17 protein-coding genes are annotated in these 16,165 nt (G+C 56.0%); 14 read left to right on the top strand and 3 right to left on the bottom strand.

All coding sequences use genetic code 11. The annotated features are described in order from the left end of the window. Positions 1-10: 10 nt before the first annotated feature. The 10 genes from leuD to OSH04_RS01345 all read left to right on the top strand — a co-directional run bounded on the left by leuD (position 11) and on the right by OSH04_RS01345 (position 10,081). A complete protein-coding gene (gene leuD / locus OSH04_RS01390) occupies positions 11-655 on the top strand; it encodes a 3-isopropylmalate dehydratase small subunit (RefSeq protein WP_009462149.1) in 645 nt (214 codons plus the stop codon). A gap of 119 nt (positions 656-774) precedes the next feature. Then, entirely contained in the window at positions 775-1,851 is a 1,077-nt protein-coding gene (gene leuB / locus OSH04_RS01385; protein WP_009462147.1) for a 3-isopropylmalate dehydrogenase, read from the top strand. Positions 1,852-1,896: 45 nt separating this feature from the next. After that, complete coding sequence (gene asd / locus OSH04_RS01380; RefSeq protein ID WP_026483365.1) at positions 1,897-3,021, top strand: aspartate-semialdehyde dehydrogenase; 1,125 nt, start codon at positions 1,897-1,899, stop codon at positions 3,019-3,021. Between the two features lie 2 nt (positions 3,022-3,023). Then, entirely contained in the window at positions 3,024-4,430 is a 1,407-nt protein-coding gene (locus OSH04_RS01375; protein WP_266107799.1) for a type IV pilus assembly protein FimV, read from the top strand. 14 nt (positions 4,431-4,444) lie between these two features. Next, the gene (gene truA / locus OSH04_RS01370) at positions 4,445-5,260 is read left to right on the top strand and encodes a tRNA pseudouridine(38-40) synthase TruA (protein WP_009462143.1); all 816 of its coding nucleotides are present in this window, start codon (positions 4,445-4,447) and stop codon (positions 5,258-5,260) included. A gap of 185 nt (positions 5,261-5,445) precedes the next feature. After that, positions 5,446-6,063, top strand: a complete 618-nt coding sequence (locus OSH04_RS01365; protein ID WP_035272797.1) for a TRAP transporter small permease subunit — start codon at positions 5,446-5,448, stop codon at positions 6,061-6,063. Between the two features lie 2 nt (positions 6,064-6,065). Next, positions 6,066-7,739 (top strand): TRAP transporter large permease, encoded by a 1,674-nt coding sequence (locus OSH04_RS01360; RefSeq protein ID WP_247966754.1) that lies wholly within the window; start codon positions 6,066-6,068, stop codon positions 7,737-7,739. A gap of 59 nt (positions 7,740-7,798) precedes the next feature. After that, entirely contained in the window at positions 7,799-8,461 is a 663-nt protein-coding gene (locus OSH04_RS01355) for a phosphoribosylanthranilate isomerase (protein WP_035272792.1), read from the top strand. A gap of 97 nt (positions 8,462-8,558) precedes the next feature. Further along, positions 8,559-9,374, top strand: coding sequence for a TlpA disulfide reductase family protein (locus tag OSH04_RS01350; protein WP_247966756.1), 816 nt, complete (start codon positions 8,559-8,561; stop codon positions 9,372-9,374). 224 nt (positions 9,375-9,598) lie between these two features. Further along, a complete protein-coding gene (locus OSH04_RS01345; RefSeq protein WP_022983149.1) occupies positions 9,599-10,081 on the top strand; it encodes a hypothetical protein in 483 nt (160 codons plus the stop codon). Positions 10,082-10,173: 92 nt separating this feature from the next. On the opposite strand, the gene OSH04_RS01340 is transcribed toward OSH04_RS01345, so the two are convergent. Next, positions 10,174-11,178 (bottom strand): bile acid:sodium symporter family protein, encoded by a 1,005-nt coding sequence (locus OSH04_RS01340; RefSeq protein ID WP_060185163.1) that lies wholly within the window; start codon positions 11,176-11,178, stop codon positions 10,174-10,176. Positions 11,179-11,263: 85 nt separating this feature from the next. Between OSH04_RS01340 and OSH04_RS01335 the strand changes: the two genes are divergently transcribed. After that, positions 11,264-12,091: an AraC family transcriptional regulator gene (locus OSH04_RS01335; RefSeq protein ID WP_035271826.1), complete on the top strand. Its 828-nt coding sequence runs from the start codon at positions 11,264-11,266 to the stop codon at positions 12,089-12,091. Here OSH04_RS01335 and OSH04_RS01330 read toward each other — a convergent pair. Both OSH04_RS01330 and crcB read right to left on the bottom strand, forming a co-directional pair. Next, the gene (locus tag OSH04_RS01330) at positions 12,040-12,792 is read right to left on the bottom strand and encodes a glutamine amidotransferase (RefSeq protein ID WP_247966758.1); all 753 of its coding nucleotides are present in this window, start codon (positions 12,790-12,792) and stop codon (positions 12,040-12,042) included. The two genes, OSH04_RS01335 and OSH04_RS01330, sit on opposite strands and share 52 nt — an antisense overlap. Further along, positions 12,789-13,175 (bottom strand): fluoride efflux transporter CrcB, encoded by a 387-nt coding sequence (crcB, locus tag OSH04_RS01325; protein WP_009462127.1) that lies wholly within the window; start codon positions 13,173-13,175, stop codon positions 12,789-12,791. The genes OSH04_RS01330 and crcB overlap by 4 nt, the downstream gene beginning before the upstream one ends. A 199-nt stretch (positions 13,176-13,374) precedes the next feature. Here crcB and OSH04_RS01320 point away from each other — a divergent pair, with 199 nt between their 5' ends. The 3 genes from OSH04_RS01320 to OSH04_RS01310 all read left to right on the top strand — a co-directional run bounded on the left by OSH04_RS01320 (position 13,375) and on the right by OSH04_RS01310 (position 16,154). Next, positions 13,375-15,027 carry an acyl-CoA synthetase gene (locus OSH04_RS01320; RefSeq protein ID WP_009462125.1) on the top strand — a complete coding sequence of 551 codons (1,653 nt, stop codon included), beginning with the start codon at positions 13,375-13,377 and terminating at the stop codon, positions 15,025-15,027. A gap of 74 nt (positions 15,028-15,101) precedes the next feature. Then, the gene (locus OSH04_RS01315; RefSeq protein WP_026483353.1) at positions 15,102-15,587 is read left to right on the top strand and encodes a YajQ family cyclic di-GMP-binding protein; all 486 of its coding nucleotides are present in this window, start codon (positions 15,102-15,104) and stop codon (positions 15,585-15,587) included. A 48-nt stretch (positions 15,588-15,635) separates the two neighbouring features. Further along, the gene (locus OSH04_RS01310) at positions 15,636-16,154 is read left to right on the top strand and encodes a GNAT family N-acetyltransferase (RefSeq protein WP_371476764.1); all 519 of its coding nucleotides are present in this window, start codon (positions 15,636-15,638) and stop codon (positions 16,152-16,154) included. Positions 16,155-16,165 lie beyond the last annotated feature (11 nt).

Genomic DNA, 16,165 nt, shown 5'->3' with positions numbered 1-16,165 from the left:
AATCCACACCATGCAAGCATTTACTACTCATGAAGGTCTGGTCGCTCCCTTGGATCGGGAGAACGTGGATACGGACTTGATCATCCCCAAGCAGTTCCTCAAATCCATCAAGCGCACCGGCTTTGGCCCCAACTTGTTTGATGAGTTGCGTTATCTGGATCACGGCGAGCCCGGCATGGACAATTCCCGCCGCCCGCTGAACCCGGACTTTGTGCTGAACCAGGACCGCTACCAGGGCGCTTCCGTGCTGCTGGCGCGCAAGAACTTTGGTTGTGGCTCCAGCCGTGAGCACGCTCCCTGGGCCTTGATGCAATATGGTTTTCGCGCCATTATCGCGCCGTCCTTTGCCGACATCTTCTTTAACAACAGCTTCAAGAACGGCTTGTTGCCTATCGTCCTGAACGAGCTGGATATTGCGCGTCTGTTTGACGAAGTCAAAGCCTTCCCGGGTTACAAACTGCGCATTGATCTGGCCGAGCAGCGCGTGATTACGCCTGAAGGTCGTGAACTGCCGTTCACCATTGATGCCTCGCGCAAGCACAGCCTCTTGAATGGTCTGGATGAAATTGGCCTGACCTTGCAGAAAGCGGACATGATCCGTCAGTACGAAGCCGAGCGCCTGGCTCGTCATCCCTGGCTGGTGGGCCAGCCTTGAGCCTGCTTGAGGTCCGATAGAAGCTTTGCGGTGGCTGCCTTGGTCTGGCAGCCAAGATGCTCCGGCCATCAGGCCGGAGTTCTTCACACTTATTCCCTAATTTTTACGTCCTACTCATCATGACTCATAAAATTGCAGTATTGCCCGGTGATGGCATCGGTCCCGAGATTACCGAACAGGCGCAGCGCGTACTGGGTGCTCTGGGCATGGATCTGGAAATGACCGTGGCTCCCGTGGGCGGCGCCGCTTACGATTTGCACGGCCACCCCCTGCCACCTGAAACGCTGAGCCTGGCTCAAAACTCCGACGCTGTGCTGTTTGGCGCCGTGGGTGACTGGAAATACGACTCGCTGGAGCGTCACCTGCGTCCCGAGCAAGCCATTTTGGGTTTGCGTCGTGCCATGGGCCTGTTCGCCAACCTGCGTCCCGCCATCCTGTACCCGCAACTGGCTAACGCTTCTACCTTGAAACCAGAAGTTGTGTCCGGTCTGGATATCCTGATCGTGCGCGAATTGACAGGTGATATTTACTTCGGCCAGCCTCGTGGCGTGCGTACGGTGGAAGAGGGCAACTTCGCGGGCGAGCGTCAGGGCTTTGACACCATGCACTATGCTGAAAGCGAAGTGCGCCGTATCGCTCACGTGGGTTTCCAGGCCGCACAAAAACGTCAGAAGCGCTTGTGCAGCGTGGATAAATCCAATGTGCTGGAAACATCCCAGTTCTGGCGTGACATCATGATTGATGTGGCCCGTGAGTATCCGGACGTGGAATTGAGCCACATGTATGTGGACAATGCCGCCATGCAGTTGGTGCGCGCACCAAAAGAATTTGACGTGATTGTCACAGGCAACCTGTTTGGCGATATCCTATCGGATGAAGCGGCCATGTTGACAGGCTCCATTGGCATGTTGCCTTCGGCATCTCTGAACGCATCCCAGCAAGGTTTGTACGAACCCAGCCACGGCTCGGCACCCGATATCGCCGGTCAGGACAAGGCCAATCCTTTGGCCACCATTTTGTCCGCTGCCATGTTGCTGCGCTACTCGCTCAATGCAGAAGACCAGGCCAAGCGTATTGAAGCGGCGGTTGCCAGCGTGCTCGAACAAGGTCTGCGCACCGGTGACATCTACGAAGACGGTTGCCAATTGCTGAGCACCAGTGCTATGGGGGATGCAGTGCTCAAGGCTTTGCGATAGTATCTTTTATCGTTTTATTTTTTTATATATCCAGGTGGTATTACCATGACTCAAGCGGTAGGTTTGGTCGGCTGGCGTGGGATGGTGGGCTCCGTGCTCATGCAGCGCATGCGCGACGAAGGCGATTTTTCCCTTTTTCAGCCGGTGTTTTTCTCGACTAGCAATGCTGGCGGCGCAGCTCCTTCGTGGGCTGACGGTGCTGGCCCATTGCAGGACGCCCACGATATTGACGCCTTGAAAAAGTTGCCAATTATTGTGACCGCCCAGGGTGGAGATTACACAAGCCAGATCTACCCCAAGCTGCGTGCCGCTGGCTGGAATGGTTTGTGGATTGACGCGGCCAGCACGCTGCGCATGGACGAAAACTCCGTGATCGTGCTGGACCCGATCAACCGTCCTGTTATCGATGCTGCACTGGCCAAAGGTGGCAAGCAGTTCATCGGTGGCAACTGTACGGTTAGCTGCATGCTGATGGGTCTGGGCGGTCTGTTCAACCAGAATCTGGTTGAGTGGATGACCAGCATGACTTACCAGGCTGCTTCCGGTGGTGGCGCACAGCATATGCGCGAACTGCTGACTCAGTTCGGTCTGATCAACCAGTCCGTCTCCAGCCTGCTGGACGATCCCGCATCGGCCATTCTGGATATTGACCGCGGTGTCTTGCAGACACAACGCGACCCCAATCTGCCTCAGAAAAACTTTGGCGTACCCCTGGGCGGTAGCTTGATCCCCTGGATCGACTCCGATCTGGGCAATGGCATGACGCGTGAAGAGTGGAAAGGCGGTGTGGAAACCAACAAAATCCTGGGCCGTGGTGCACAGGACAAGCACATTCCTATCGACGGTCTGTGCGTGCGTATCGGTGCCATGCGCTGCCACAGCCAGGCACTGACTATCAAGCTGACCCGCGATGTTCCGCTGGACGAGATCACCGACATCCTGGCTGAAGGTTCCAAGTGGGCCAAGGTTGTGCCTAACGAGCGTCAAGCCACGGTCGAAGCGCTGACTCCGGTTGCCGTCACCGGCACGCTGGACATCCCTGTGGGCCGTCTGCGCAAGCTGAACATGGGCCCCGAGTACCTGAGCGCCTTCACGGTTGGCGACCAGTTGCTATGGGGTGCGGCTGAACCGCTGCGCCGCATGTTGCGCATCGCTTTGGGCGAGCTCTAATCATGGCTGGCCGTCTGCATCCTGTACGTACGCTGGGTTCGGCCCTGCTATTGGCCGGGATGCTGGCGGCTGCGCCGGTTTCCGCCCTGGAAATCGGTCATAGTCGTTTTGTGTCGGCTCCTAATCAGGTTTTCAAGCTGGATGTGGGCATTCGACAGATCAGCCCTGAAGAAAGCCTGTCCTTGAAGGTGACACCCGCCCCCTTGTCCGCCTGGCAACAGGCGGGCTTGACCCCTCCGGTTGACTTGGACTCCTTGAAGGCCGTGATCGAGCGGGATGGGCAGGGGCAAGTACGACGCATTCGGTTGTCCTCCGAGCAGATGTTCTCGGGCTCGGTGGCCGATGTGCTCTTGCAGATTCAAAGTGATAGCGGGCAGTTCCTGCATCAGGTCAGCGTCCTGGCTCCGGCCCCGGTGGCCGTGAAGGCAGTGGCTCAGCCACAGGCAGCGTATCGGGCACCGGTATCCGTGCAGGCTTCTGCTTCGAGCTCTGCATCCAGTGTGCAGACCCAAAGCGCGGTACGCGTGAAATCGGGTGATACCTTGCATGCCCTGGCGCGCCGCCATGCGGTGGATGGTGTCAGCTCTTATCAGTGGATGATGGCGGTTCAAAAGCAGAACCCGAATGCCTTCATCGACCAGAATATGCATCGCCTGAAGGCGGGCCAAACGCTACAGATTCCTGATGCGGCGGCCATGTTGTCCATTGACGATGCCCAAGCCCGCCGCTTCTATGTTGATCAGGCTCAGGCCTTGCGCTCCGCTGCGCAAGCAGGACAGGATCAGGTGGATGCATCTCAAGGTGTAGCACAAACAGGCTCCGGCGAGCCAGGTGCTCAGGCGCAAGGCCAGGATCGTTTGCTATTGTCGGCAGGGGCAGAGGCCCGTGACGCCAAACAGCAATTGCAGCAGGAGCTGCGCGAGACCGGCGATCGTGTCTCGCAGCTGGAAGAGAATGTCTCCACCCTGGGCCGTGCCTTGCAGTCCCAAGGCGAGGCCGCTAAAGATCTGATCCTGGATTCAGCGCAGGAGCTGGGTCTGGGTGACTCTGGCAGCGATGCTGCTACTGGTAATACTTCTTCTGGCGCCTCAGGCGCCGCTTCTTCTGCCGCCGTGGCAGGAGCGATTTCCGTGCCGTCCGAGCCCGAACAGGGCAAGATGGCCGGTGCAGTTAACAAGGCAAAAAAGACCGTGTCCTGGATTCAAGAACATATGTTGGCCGTGATGGCCGTAGTACTGGCCCTCATCGTTATTTTGGTGACCTGGGTGTTGCGACGCGCGAATAGCGAGAACCGCAACGGTGACGATTCGCCCGCCCCTGTCAGCGAAGCGATGGTTCGGGAAAAGCTGGAAAAAATCAATCTGGATCTGGACCAGCCGCCTTCGGACGAGCCTCCCGTTCGTCAGTAAAAGGCCCAGCCACCATGAGACGTATCGCATTGGGTGTCTGCTATGAAGGGACGCCCTGGCTGGGTTGGCAAAGTCAGGCCGGTGGCAACACCGTTCAAGATGTTCTGGAGCAGGCACTGGGCCGTTTTACGGCCCAGCCTGTTTCTACGATCTGCGCCGGTCGCACCGACACTGGCGTTCACGCCCTCAATCAAGTCGTTCATCTGGACACGGCTGCCGAGCGCAGCCTGGAGTCGTGGGTACGCGGTTTGAATGCCTTGCTGCCGGACTCTGTATCCGTGCAATGGGCACGCGAAGTGCCGGATGATTTTCATGCCCGCTTCTCGGCCCAAGGCCGTCATTACGTTTATCTGCTGCGCCAGCACCGGGTGCGTTCCCCCTTGTTGCATGGTCGAGTGGCCTGGGTGTTTCGTCCTTTGGACCTGGCTCTGATGCAAGAGGCCGCCCAGCACCTGGTGGGCGAACATGATTTCAGCGCATTTCGTTCCTCGCAATGCCAGGCGGCCAGTCCGGTGCGCACCATGTCGCAGATCCGGATTGAACAGCAGGGCGACTTTTTCCTGTTCCGTTTCAGCGCCAATGCCTTTTTACATCACATGATCCGCAATCTGATGGGCATGCTGATTTATATCGGCCAAGGCCGTCAGCCGCCTGATTGGGTGCTGCATTTATTGGCACAGCGCGATCGCCGCTTGTCAGCCCCGACTTTCGATGCCAGTGGCCTGTATCTGGCCGGGGTGGATTACCCCAAGCAGTTCGATATTCCCGCCAGCAATCCCTACGATTTGCTCTATGAGTTAAGTGGATTGCGTTTTGGTGAAACGGCCTGAAAAAAATCATGATTTAGTCCGTTTCTAAAGGGTTTATCCCCGGTATTCGAACCGGCTTCACATGCTTCAATCGTATAAAATGTGAAGCCATTTTCTTCTCTTACATTCTTATCTGTATAAGGCCGACCACCTTCGAGCATTAGCCACAAGCGAATCCTGAAGGCGACCATATCCTGAGCAAGGCCATGAAATTCTTCTTACGATTGTCTAGTTTGATCGACCGTCTGAATACGGTCGTTGGTAAGTCCGTGACTTGGCTGACCCTGATCGTGGTGTTGGTCAGTGCGATTAACGCCATCGTGCGTAAAGTGTTTGGCGTCAGCTCGAACTACTGGCTTGAATTGCAGTGGTATTTATTCGGTGCAATTTTCTTGCTGGCAGCCGGTTACACCTTCTTTGTCAACGAGCATGTACGGGTGGATGCTCTGGCGGAACGATTCCCGCCCCGGGTTCAGGTCTGGATCGATGTTATCGGCGTGATCTTTTTCCTTTTGCCCGCCACACTGCTTATTTTCTGGCTCTCGATTCCCTTTTTCCAGCAATCCTATGTGCTGAACGAACTCTCCTCCAATACCGGGGGGATGATACGTTGGCCGGTCAAGCTATTGATTCCCGTTGGCTTCTTTTTGTTAGCCCTGGCCGGTGTATCGCATCTGATCAAATGCATAGGCTTTTTGCGTGGTGCTTGTCCTAACCCCTTGTTAAGAAATGGGGGGCTGAGTGCCGAAGAAGAACTTGCCCAGGAAATCCGCGAGATTGCCCAGGCAAATGAAGCAACAATCTCTGTTTCCAAGGGCCAGTAACAATGGAATTCTTGACTGATAATCTGGCCCCGATCATGTTCATCAACTTGATCGTGTTTTTGCTGTTGGGCTTCCCGGTTACCTTCACGCTGTCTGCGATTGGTGTCCTGTACGGTCTGGTCGCCATCGAGTTGGGCATGATGCAGCCGGCGCTGTTCCAGGCCTTGCCGCAACGGGTCTTTGGCATTGTTGAAAACGATACCTTGCTGGCCGTTCCGTTCTTTACCCTGATGGGGCTTATTCTTGAGCGATCAGGGATGGCGGAGGACTTGCTGGAGACCATTGGTCAGTTGTTCGGTCCCCTGCGGGGTGGCCTGGCAATTGCCGTGGTGCTGGTGGGGGCCATGCTGGCCGCCACAACGGGTGTGGTGTCGGCTTCCGTGATTTCCATGGGCCTGATCTCCTTGCCCATCATGCTGCGTTACGGATATGACCGCAGGCTGGCGACGGGGGTGATTGCCGCCTCCGGGACCTTATCGCAGATCATTCCGCCCTCCATCGTACTGATCATTCTGGCTGACCAACTGGGCCGATCCATTGGTGATATGTACCGTGGCGCCATGCTCCCCGGTTTGCTGCTGACGGCGGTCTACATCGTCTACATCGTCGTGATGTCCTACATCAAGCCCAAATCGGCCCCGGCCTTGCCGCCCGAAGCGCGTATCTATGTTGAAGATAATGGTAGCCGCGGCCTGACATCCCTGATTGTGCTGACGCTGGTTGCAACCGCGGTGGCGTACTTCGGTTCGCAGCACTACTTTGCCACGCACCCTAATATCCCGATGGACGAGCACGTGGTTGTGGTGCTGCTGTTGTGGGGTATTACGGCCTGGGTGATCGCGCTGATCAACAAGCTGCTCAAGCTGAAAATGCTGTCCAAGATCGCCGAGCGCGTGGTCTTTGTGATGGTGCCCCCGCTGTTCCTGATCTTTCTGGTGCTGGGTACGATCTTTATTGGGGTGGCAACGCCCACAGAGGGTGGGGCGATGGGGGCGGTCGGCGCCATCATCATGGCGGTATCTCGTGGCCGCCTGTCCTGGAAGCTGCTGCGTCAGGCCATGGAATCGACGACCCGCCTGTCCTGCTTCGTGGTCTTCATTCTGGTGGGTTCGACCGTCTTTAGCCTGAGCTTCCGTGGCATCAATGGCGATTTGTGGGTGGAACACCTCTTGATCGACATGCCTGGCGGTGAGTGGGGCTTCCTGATTATCGTCAGTATCCTGACCTTCCTGCTGGCTTTCTTCCTGGACTTTTTTGAGCTGGCCTTTATTATTGTGCCGCTGCTCGGGCCGATTGCCGACAAGATGGGCATTGACCTGATCTGGTTCGGTGTCTTGCTGGCGGTCAATATGCAGACCTCCTTCATGCACCCGCCCTTTGGTTTTGCGCTGTTCTTCCTGCGTTCCGTCGCCCCCAAAGAGGACTACACCGACAAGGTCACGGGCGAGCGCATCAAGCGTGTGGCCACAACGGATATTTACTGGGGCTCGGTACCGTTTATTATCATTCAGTTGTTGATGGTGGCAACGGTACTGGTCTTCCCCGGACTGGTTACGCACTATAAGCACGGCGAAGTTCTGCTGGAGGATTCGCAAATCCAGTTTGGTACGGAATCGACTTACGGTTCTGACAGCTACGGATTTGGAACGGATGACGCGGCCAGCAGTTTCCAATAAGCTTATTTCATGATTCACACGGGGGCATCTGGCCCCCGTTTTTTATTCAAGGATGTGTGATGTTCAGCCGTACCCGAGTCAAGATTTGTGGCTTTACCCGAGCGCAGGATATTGATGCTGCCGTGCAGTTGGGCGCGGATGCGGTGGGGTTTGTCTTTTACCCGAAAAGTGCCCGTATGCTGAGTACGGAGCAGGCTGTTGCCCTGCGCGCCCGTGTGCCGGCGTTTGTGCAGGCAGTCAGCCTGTTTGTGAATGCGTCCGAGAGCTTTGTTCGGGAAATTCTGGAACAGGTGCAACCGGACTTGCTGCAATTTCACGGTGAAGAAAGCCCGGAAGAATGCCGTCGCTACGCGCATCCGTATATCAAGGCTTTCCGAGTCGGTGCGCCTGGTCTGGATACGGTGGATGGCCTGCTGGAACAGTGCTTGAAGTATCAGGATGCCCGAGCCTGGCTGATGGATGGTTATCACGATGCCTATGGCGGCACCGGTACGGCTTTTGATCCGGAGCTGATTCAGGGGCTGCAGGCGCGTCTGGACGGCCAGGACGGACTGCCGCCGCTGGTTCTTGCCGGAGGCATGCGTATCGACAATGTGGCCGAACGAGTCGCCTTGCATCGTCCCTATGCGATTGATGTCAGCAGTGGAGTCGAGCTGGAACCCGGCATCAAATGCAAAACGAAAATGGGCCAATTCATGCAGATTTTGAGTAGCGCCTCCTGATTGAGGGAATCTTTTAGCAGCGACGCTGTCTGTACTTATTGCCCCGACCCGCTTATGGCGGGTCGATTTTTATTTGGTCTTGTCAGGATTTATGTTTATGCAAAGCATACAGCTCGGTCCCTTTACCTTTGCCACGTCTCTATTTGCTTTTATGGTCGCGGCATTGCTGGGGCTGTTTCTGGCCGCCTGGCTGGATAGACGCAAGCAGACCCGAGCCGAATCGGTGCTGTGGCGCGCGATGATTCTGGGTGTGCTGGTCGGTCGTTTGGGTTTTCTGATCCAGCAATGGCCGTTTTATCAAAGCGAACCCTTGAGCTGGCTGGATTTGCGCGACGGCGGTCTGATGATCCCGGCAGCCGTGACGGCAGGCTGGTTCTATGTGCTGTGGCGCGTGCTGCGTGACAAGGCCGTTTTGCCTGCTGTATCGGGAGGGTTGGCCGTTGGTGTGGCGGCATTTTCGCTAATCATGGTCGCGACAGGACGAGGGGGAGTGGAAACCGCCATGCCATTGCCCGAGATAGACTTGATCCCTATGCAGCTTGATGTCAGTGCTCCGGAAAATCTGGATTTGTATAAAGGCAAGGTCACGGTCGTTAACTTGTGGGCCAGCTGGTGTCCTCCGTGCCGCCGCGAAATGCCTGCCTTCAAGCAAGTGCAATCCACCCGGTCCGACGTGAATATCGTGTTTGCGAACCAGGGCGAGGAACTGGCCGAGATCCAGAAGTACCTGTTGGACGAGAATCTGGAGCTGGATAATATGTGGCGCGACCCGCAAATGCAGCTGGGCCAGGCCGTGCGCAGTCGTGGCTTGCCTACAACCTTGTTTTTGGACGAGCAGGGACGTTTGGTTGATGTCCGAGCCGGGGAGTTGTCTGCTGCAACTTTGAACGACAAGATCAATAAGCTGAAATAGAAATATTTTGCTGAGATTGATTCCGGTTTTATTTTTGTTTTTTAACTGGTTTATTTATTTTAATAAACAAGTTTTTATTCAAATAATATAAAGATACTAATTAGGCTGTCGCCTTATTTTCGATTAGTTAATTCAATCGCTAATCAAGCCTGGTTTCAGGTTTTTAACAGAATTCGACTGCTACTATAGGCCCTTGTTTTTTATCTGTTTACAAGGGTTTAGCCATGAATTTGACAGAGAAAGGAACGAAGACGGCGAAGCTTTCGGCGTCCGATAGAATTATCTATGCAGATAATCACCTGATCCATGGGCCAGATGATATTACGGCTTATATGAAAGGGGTGTGTTATGACGCCGCTGCCTATATGCGTTATTTATATAATGCGAAAATCAGTTTTGATCAGCTGACTTCCATTTCGGCGCAGAACTGGCTGCCAGTATTCAAGTTTGCTGAAGGCAGAATGTGGGATGGTCGGAATTCCTTGCCTGGCGGCAAGGCCATTGGCTTTTGTCGAGTCAAGGGCATGGAGTTCTTCCATGCTGCCGTCGCGGTTGGAGGGACCGAAATTCGGGCGATCAATGGCGGTTTGCTGGGAGCAGGCTGGCTACATCCGGTCGATTTGCGCAAGGTGCTCACTCAAAAGAATCCCGATGGTTCCTTCAAGTACGACGGCACCGATATCTTTGTCTACATTTCGAATCTATAAATAAAGAAACCGGCATCAAGCCGGTTTCTTTTTGTGCCGCTGTCTCCAAAGCAAGCTCCACGTGTCGGGGGGCTGCTGACGATGGAGTGCTATCAGGCCTTTTGCAAGCTGATCGCTTCCTCAGGAGTCTCAGGCCGTTGCGCATACTTATTCGCAATGAATGCACAAGCCATCAACTGGATCTGGTGGAAGATCATGATGGGCAGCAGGGCCGGGCCAATGGCGGCGCCAGTAAACAGCACTTGGGCCATAGGTACGCCAGTGGCCAGACTTTTCTTGGAGCCACCGAAGACAATCGTGATTTCGTCTTCTTTATTGAAGCCCAGCTTGCGGGCCAGCCAGGTGGTCAGGAACAGGATGATGGCCAGCAAGACCAGGCAGACTACGGCCAGGATAGCCAGGGACTTGGGCGGTACGGCTTGCCACAGGCCACCAATCACCGAGGCGCTGAAAGCGGTGTAGACCACCAGCAAGATGGAGGACTGGTCCACGCTGCGCAGCCATTTACGGTTGCGATCCATCCATTTGCCAATCAGGGGGCGCATCAAGTGGCCGACCACAAAAGGCAACAACAATTGCAGACTGATCTTCTTGATGGCGTCCAGGGTCGACGTGGCCGAACCACCGTCTGCATCAAGCAGCAGTTTCAACAAGACGGGGGTGAGCACAATACCGATCAGGCTGGAGGCCGAGGCGCTGCAAATCGCGGCAGGCACGTTACCACGAGCAATCGAGGTAAAGGCAATGGCCGATTGCACGGTGCCGGGCAGGGCACACATGTACAGAATGCCCACAAACAAGGGCATGCCCAGCAATGGCAGCAAGATGGGCTTGGACAGCAGGCCCAGCAGGGGGAACATGACAAAGGTGCAGCCAAAGACCAGCAGGTGCAAACGCCAGTGGGTGGCCCCAGCAATGATGGCTTCGCGGGATAGCTTGGCCCCGTGCATGAAAAACAGCAGGGCAATCGCCAGACCAGTGATCACGTCAAAGAACACCGCACCTTGGCCGTAGGCGGGAAAGAAACTTGCCAGTGCCACTACGCCGATCAGGATCAGGGTGAAGTTGTCAAAAAGCAGTCGCAGTTGAGAGAACATGGGTTTGTTAGAGGCTTGAAAGGCTTGCGTTATGAAAGGCCTCACTTTACCGTAGACCTTTTTGGGGGTTTATCGCTAAACGGATATGGATTATCGACAAACGGACATTCTGATGCCTGCGGAGCGAATTCCGGAGAGTTTGCAGCAGTTGCGCTATCTACCCAGGCCTTTATATGGTCAGGAGCGTACCTTGCCCAATCAGGCCATTGCCCGCCCACATCGGCATCCCTGGGTGCAGTTTTCCTATGCGCTGACGGGGGTGATCGAAGTGCGTACTGCCAGCGGGCGCTTCATGGCGCCGCCTCAGCAGGCGGTATGGGTGCCTGCGGGTGTGGAACATGGGGTGCGTAGCTCGCCTGATGCGCAGATTCGTAGTCTTTATATTGATGTCAGCGCCTTGCCAGAGGCCCCTACGGTGTGTCGAGTGGTTGTGGTAGACCGCTTGCTGCGTGAACTGATACGCGAGTTCAGCCTTTTGCCTGTGCTGTACGAGCGCGAGGGGGCGCAGGGGCGTCTGGTGCAAGTCCTGCTGGATCGTTTGCTGGCGGCGCCTGAAAGTGGCCTGATTCTGCCTTGGCCTTCGGACCCGCGTCTTTTGCAGGTCTGCGAGCAATTGCAGGCCCAACCTTCGGGCGATTGGAGTTTGCAGGATTTGGCAGAGCAACAGGGTTTGTCAGAAAAAACCTTGAGCCGTCTGTTTCGTCAGCAGACCGGGCTGACGTTTCGGGTCTGGCGTCAGCGACTGCGTGTCATGAGTGCCTTGCCTTTGCTGGAGCGGCAAGAGCGTGTTACTGATGTCGCGTTAGCTTGTGGCTATGAAAGCATGTCGGCCTTTGTGGCAGCTTTTCGGGATTTGATGGGTCAAACGCCCGGCGAGTTTTTCCGTCGGCCATTAGGGCCGCTGGACGAGTAAGCCTGTACAAAATTGCACAGCAGACGATGGGCGTCGGGCGTGTCCTGAATAGGGTCTGCCAGTGTTTGGGGATCTATGCCTTGGGCTCGCCAGGATTCGGCCTTGCGCAGCACGCAGTAACGTAGCAGGCCGGCAAAAAATTCAGGGTGAAACTGAATCGACCACTGCGCGGGGCCATAACGCAGTATTTGATGCGGATCATGCGCAGAGCTGCCCAGTATTTCCACATGCTCGGGCAAGCTCAATACGCTTTGTTGGTGCGTCAGCAGGGCAGGAAATTGCATGGGCAGATTGGCCAGCAGTTCATGCTCGTGGGCCTGCTCGGACAAGTGAATGGGCAGGTAGCCGACCTCGGCCCCTTTGGGGTGGTAATCCACGCACCCGCCCAAGGCGTGGGCCATTAACTGATGGCCATAGCAAATACCCAGCAAAGGCATGTGTGTCTGATAGCGTTCCCGAATCCAGGCGGCCAGGTTTTCGCTCCAGTCCAGCTTGTCGGTGACCATGCTCCAGGAACCGCTGATCACCACCGGGTCGGGGCAGTCCGGCGCAGGCAGGGCATCATCCTGATGGACTCGCCAGGTGTGGACATTGACATCCAGGGGCTGCAAAGCGCGTTTGAACCAGGCATTCTGGTTGCCAAAACGTTGCTCGACATCAGGAGGAGGGGAGCCGGCCTGAAGAAAATGGACGTCTATCATGCTTGCCCCCGAAACAGGCTCCACGTGGCCATGCCCAGACCCAGCATGAGCAGGGAACCGGCAACGTGGATGGCAATGCCGCCCATGGCCCACAGATAACGCTGCTGCATCATCAAGGTCATGATCTCGGCGGAAAAGGTGGAAAAAGTGGTCAGGCCACCCAGAAAGCCCGTCATGACGAACATGCGCCAGCCTTCGTGACCCAGGCCTAAGCCGCTGAAATAGGCCATTGCGATACCCATCAAATAGCCGCCAATCAAGTTAGCCAGCAAAGTACCGGGGGGCAGGGTGGGGAACAGGGCATTCAAAGCCTGACTCAAGAACCAACGCGCCAATGCGCCCAGGGCACCACCGGCGGCAATATACAGCATGGCTACGGGCATGAAGGGCCTTCAGGTAGGGGGCAAACTGTCAGCGAGCAGTCAGCCGGTCGCGATATATACCTAGGATAGCGTGTCATTATGCGCCTCTATGACTGAAAAGGCGACCTTGCCCAAAGGCGCGTAGCCAGCTAATGTAAGAGCGCAATTATCAGACGGACCGCCGTGAATTTCGGTTAGCCCGCCCTTTTTTGGAGACTTTGTGGTGAGTATTTACGATCAGGATTTGCCCCAGACAGACGCCAATTATCGTGTTTTGTCGCCGCTGGATTTCATCGAGCGCAGTGCTTTTGTCTACCCTGACTATCCGGCTCTGGTTTACGGGCCCGCCCAAAACGGCATCAAGATGAGCTGGTCTCAGCTGTATGCCCGTACTCGTCAGCTGGGCAGTGCGCTGTCCAAGGCTGGGGTTGGCAAAGGCGATACCGTGGCCGTGATGTTGCCCAATACTCCGCCCATGGTTCAGGCACACTTTGGTGTGCCCATGTGTGGTGCCGTACTGAATACCTTGAATACCCGTCTGGATGCCAGCACTATCGCTTATATGCTGGATCACGGCGAAGCGCGTGCGGTGCTGGTGGACAGCGAATTTGCCGCCGTCATGAAAGAAGCCTTGAGCCTGCGCGAAAGCAAAGAGCCCATTCTGGTCATCGACGTCGTGGACAATTATTTTGACACTGGCGCAGAGCGTATCGGCTCGCAAACTTACGAAGAGTTCGTGGACGGAGGCGACCCGGATTACGACTGGCAATTGCCCGCTAACGAGTGGGATGCGATTGCCCTGAACTACACCAGCGGTACCACCGGCAAGCCCAAAGGCGTGGTCTACCACCACCGTGGCGCGTATCTGGGGGCCTTGTCCAATGTCTTGGAATGGGACATGCCCAAGCACGCGGTCTATCTGTGGACCCTGCCCATGTTCCATTGCAATGGTTGGACTTTCCCCTGGGTGATTGCAGCCCGTGCTGGTGTGAACGTCTGTTTGCGCAAGGTGGAAGCCCAGGCTATGGTCGACAATATGGTCGATTACGGCGTCACCCACTATTGTGGTGCGCCGATTGTGCACTCCCTGCTGGTCAACTCCGACGAAGCGCTGAAGTCCCGCCTGCCCAAGGGCGTGTCGGCCATGGTGGCAGGCGCTGCACCTCCGGCCACCATGATTGAAGGGATGGAGCGCATGGGCTTTGCGCTGACCCACGTTTACGGCCTGACCGAAACTTATGGCCCCGCCTCGGTCTGTGCGCAGCATGCACCCTGGAGTGAACTGGATATCCAGGAGCGTGCGCAGCGCAATGCCCGTCAAGGTGTGCGTTATCACCTGCAAGGGGGCGTACAGGTTTTGAATCCGCAAACCATGGAGCCCGTTCCTGCCGATGGCGAGACTATGGGCGAGATCATGTTCCGCGGCAATATCACCATGAAGGGGTATTTGAAGAACGCGCAGGCCACCCAGGAATCCCTGGGCGGTGGCTGGTTCCATACCGGCGACCTGGCCGTGTGCGAGCCGGACGGCTACGTACGTATCAAGGACCGCAGCAAGGACATCATCATTTCCGGGGGCGAGAACATTTCTTCCATTGAGATTGAAGACGTCATGTATCGCCATCCAGCCGTGCAGGCGGCGGCCGTTGTAGCCCAGCCGGACGAGCGTTGGGGTGAAGCGCCTCACGTTTATGTGGAGCTGCGCCCCGGTGCGGAAGTGACGGTGGAAGAACTGCGCGCGCATTGCCGTCAGTACTTGGCTGGCTTTAAAATACCGCGACATTTCAGTTTTATGGAGTTGCCCAAAACGGCAACAGGTAAAATACAGAAATTCGCGCTGCGTCAGCAGGCCAAGCAAGCCGCTTCGGACTAAGACCAGCGTTTTCTAAAAAGCACACAGGTCGCTTCATGCGGCCTGTCTGCACTTAAGGAACAGGACGGTTAGGAATGCCATCTTTTGACGTTGTATCCGAGGTCAACACCCACGAACTGCGTAATGCAGTGGAACAAGCCAGCCGCGAACTGGCTACCCGTTTTGACTTCAAAGGTACGGATGCCAAATTTGAACTCGAAGACGAGAACACCATTTTGCAATCGGCTCCCAGCGTGTTTCAGCTCGAGCAAATGATGCAGATTCTGCGTGGCCGTATTGCTGCCCGCGGTATTGATGTGCGCTGCCTGGACACCGAGAAGGTTCTGGAAAACGTGGCCGGCGCGCGTCAGAAAGTGAAAGTGCGTCAAGGTCTGGACCAGCCTACGTCCAAGAAACTGATCGCTGCCATCAAGAACGCCAAGCTGAAAGTGGAGACGCAGATTCAAGGTGAAAAACTGCGTGTAACCGGCAAGAAACGGGACGACTTGCAAGCTGCCATCGCTCTGTTGAAACAGACCGATGTGGAATTGCCTTTGCAGTACGATAATTTCCGCGACTAAACCGAGTGAAACGGCACGGTGGTGACGTGACGCCGCCGTGTATCAGCTATGAATGTACGAATTGAATTAATGCGTGTGCACGATCTGAGCCAGGTGCTGGAAGTCCAGGCGGATGTGTACGACGCGGATATTCTGGAAGACCGCAGCTTCTATCAGAACCGTCTGGATCTGGCTCCGGATAGCTGCTGGGTGGCACGTGATACCGACAATCAACTGCAGGGTTATTTGGTGTCCTACCCTTGGGCGGGCCTTTTGCCGCCGTCCCTGGGCGACGCGTTGAATAGCCTGCCTTCGCCCGCAGACCAATGGTTTATTCACGACTGCGCCGTGATGCGTCGCGCGCAAGGCCGTGGGGTGGCCGGAGCTTTGTTGCAAGCCGGTCGCCGCTATGCCTGGCAGCGTGGCTTGCGTCGTTGCAGTCTGGTGTCTTTGGGACCGGCCGTGGGCTATTGGCAGCGTCTGGGCTACAAGCCGATTGAAGGGGTGCCTGCACCCGTGCTGGAAGCAAAGCTGCGTCAGTATGGAGAGCAAGCCAGTTTTATGGATTGCGCTGTGCATCCCGATTGAACTGTTCTGAG

The organism is Alcaligenes nematophilus (genome assembly GCF_026344155.1).
Taxonomy (GTDB): domain Bacteria; phylum Pseudomonadota; class Gammaproteobacteria; order Burkholderiales; family Burkholderiaceae_B; genus Alcaligenes; species Alcaligenes phenolicus.
This window is presented reverse-complemented; position numbering and strand designations above follow the sequence as displayed.

Coding starts and splice junctions, on each gene's coding strand:
- leuD (WP_009462149.1), top strand. CDS start 11: ATGCAAGCATTTACTACTCATGAAGGTCTGGTCGCTCCCTTGGATCGG.
- leuB (WP_009462147.1), top strand. CDS start 775: ATGACTCATAAAATTGCAGTATTGCCCGGTGATGGCATCGGTCCCGAG.
- asd (WP_026483365.1), top strand. CDS start 1,897: ATGACTCAAGCGGTAGGTTTGGTCGGCTGGCGTGGGATGGTGGGCTCC.
- OSH04_RS01375 (WP_266107799.1), top strand. CDS start 3,024: ATGGCTGGCCGTCTGCATCCTGTACGTACGCTGGGTTCGGCCCTGCTA.
- truA (WP_009462143.1), top strand. CDS start 4,445: ATGAGACGTATCGCATTGGGTGTCTGCTATGAAGGGACGCCCTGGCTG.
- OSH04_RS01365 (WP_035272797.1), top strand. CDS start 5,446: ATGAAATTCTTCTTACGATTGTCTAGTTTGATCGACCGTCTGAATACG.
- OSH04_RS01360 (WP_247966754.1), top strand. CDS start 6,066: ATGGAATTCTTGACTGATAATCTGGCCCCGATCATGTTCATCAACTTG.
- OSH04_RS01355 (WP_035272792.1), top strand. CDS start 7,799: ATGTTCAGCCGTACCCGAGTCAAGATTTGTGGCTTTACCCGAGCGCAG.
- OSH04_RS01350 (WP_247966756.1), top strand. CDS start 8,559: ATGCAAAGCATACAGCTCGGTCCCTTTACCTTTGCCACGTCTCTATTT.
- OSH04_RS01345 (WP_022983149.1), top strand. CDS start 9,599: ATGAATTTGACAGAGAAAGGAACGAAGACGGCGAAGCTTTCGGCGTCC.
- OSH04_RS01340 (WP_060185163.1), bottom strand. CDS start 11,178: ATGTTCTCTCAACTGCGACTGCTTTTTGACAACTTCACCCTGATCCTG.
- OSH04_RS01335 (WP_035271826.1), top strand. CDS start 11,264: ATGGATTATCGACAAACGGACATTCTGATGCCTGCGGAGCGAATTCCG.
- OSH04_RS01330 (WP_247966758.1), bottom strand. CDS start 12,792: ATGATAGACGTCCATTTTCTTCAGGCCGGCTCCCCTCCTCCTGATGTC.
- crcB (WP_009462127.1), bottom strand. CDS start 13,175: ATGCCCGTAGCCATGCTGTATATTGCCGCCGGTGGTGCCCTGGGCGCA.
- OSH04_RS01315 (WP_026483353.1), top strand. CDS start 15,102: ATGCCATCTTTTGACGTTGTATCCGAGGTCAACACCCACGAACTGCGT.
- OSH04_RS01310 (WP_371476764.1), top strand. CDS start 15,636: ATGAATGTACGAATTGAATTAATGCGTGTGCACGATCTGAGCCAGGTG.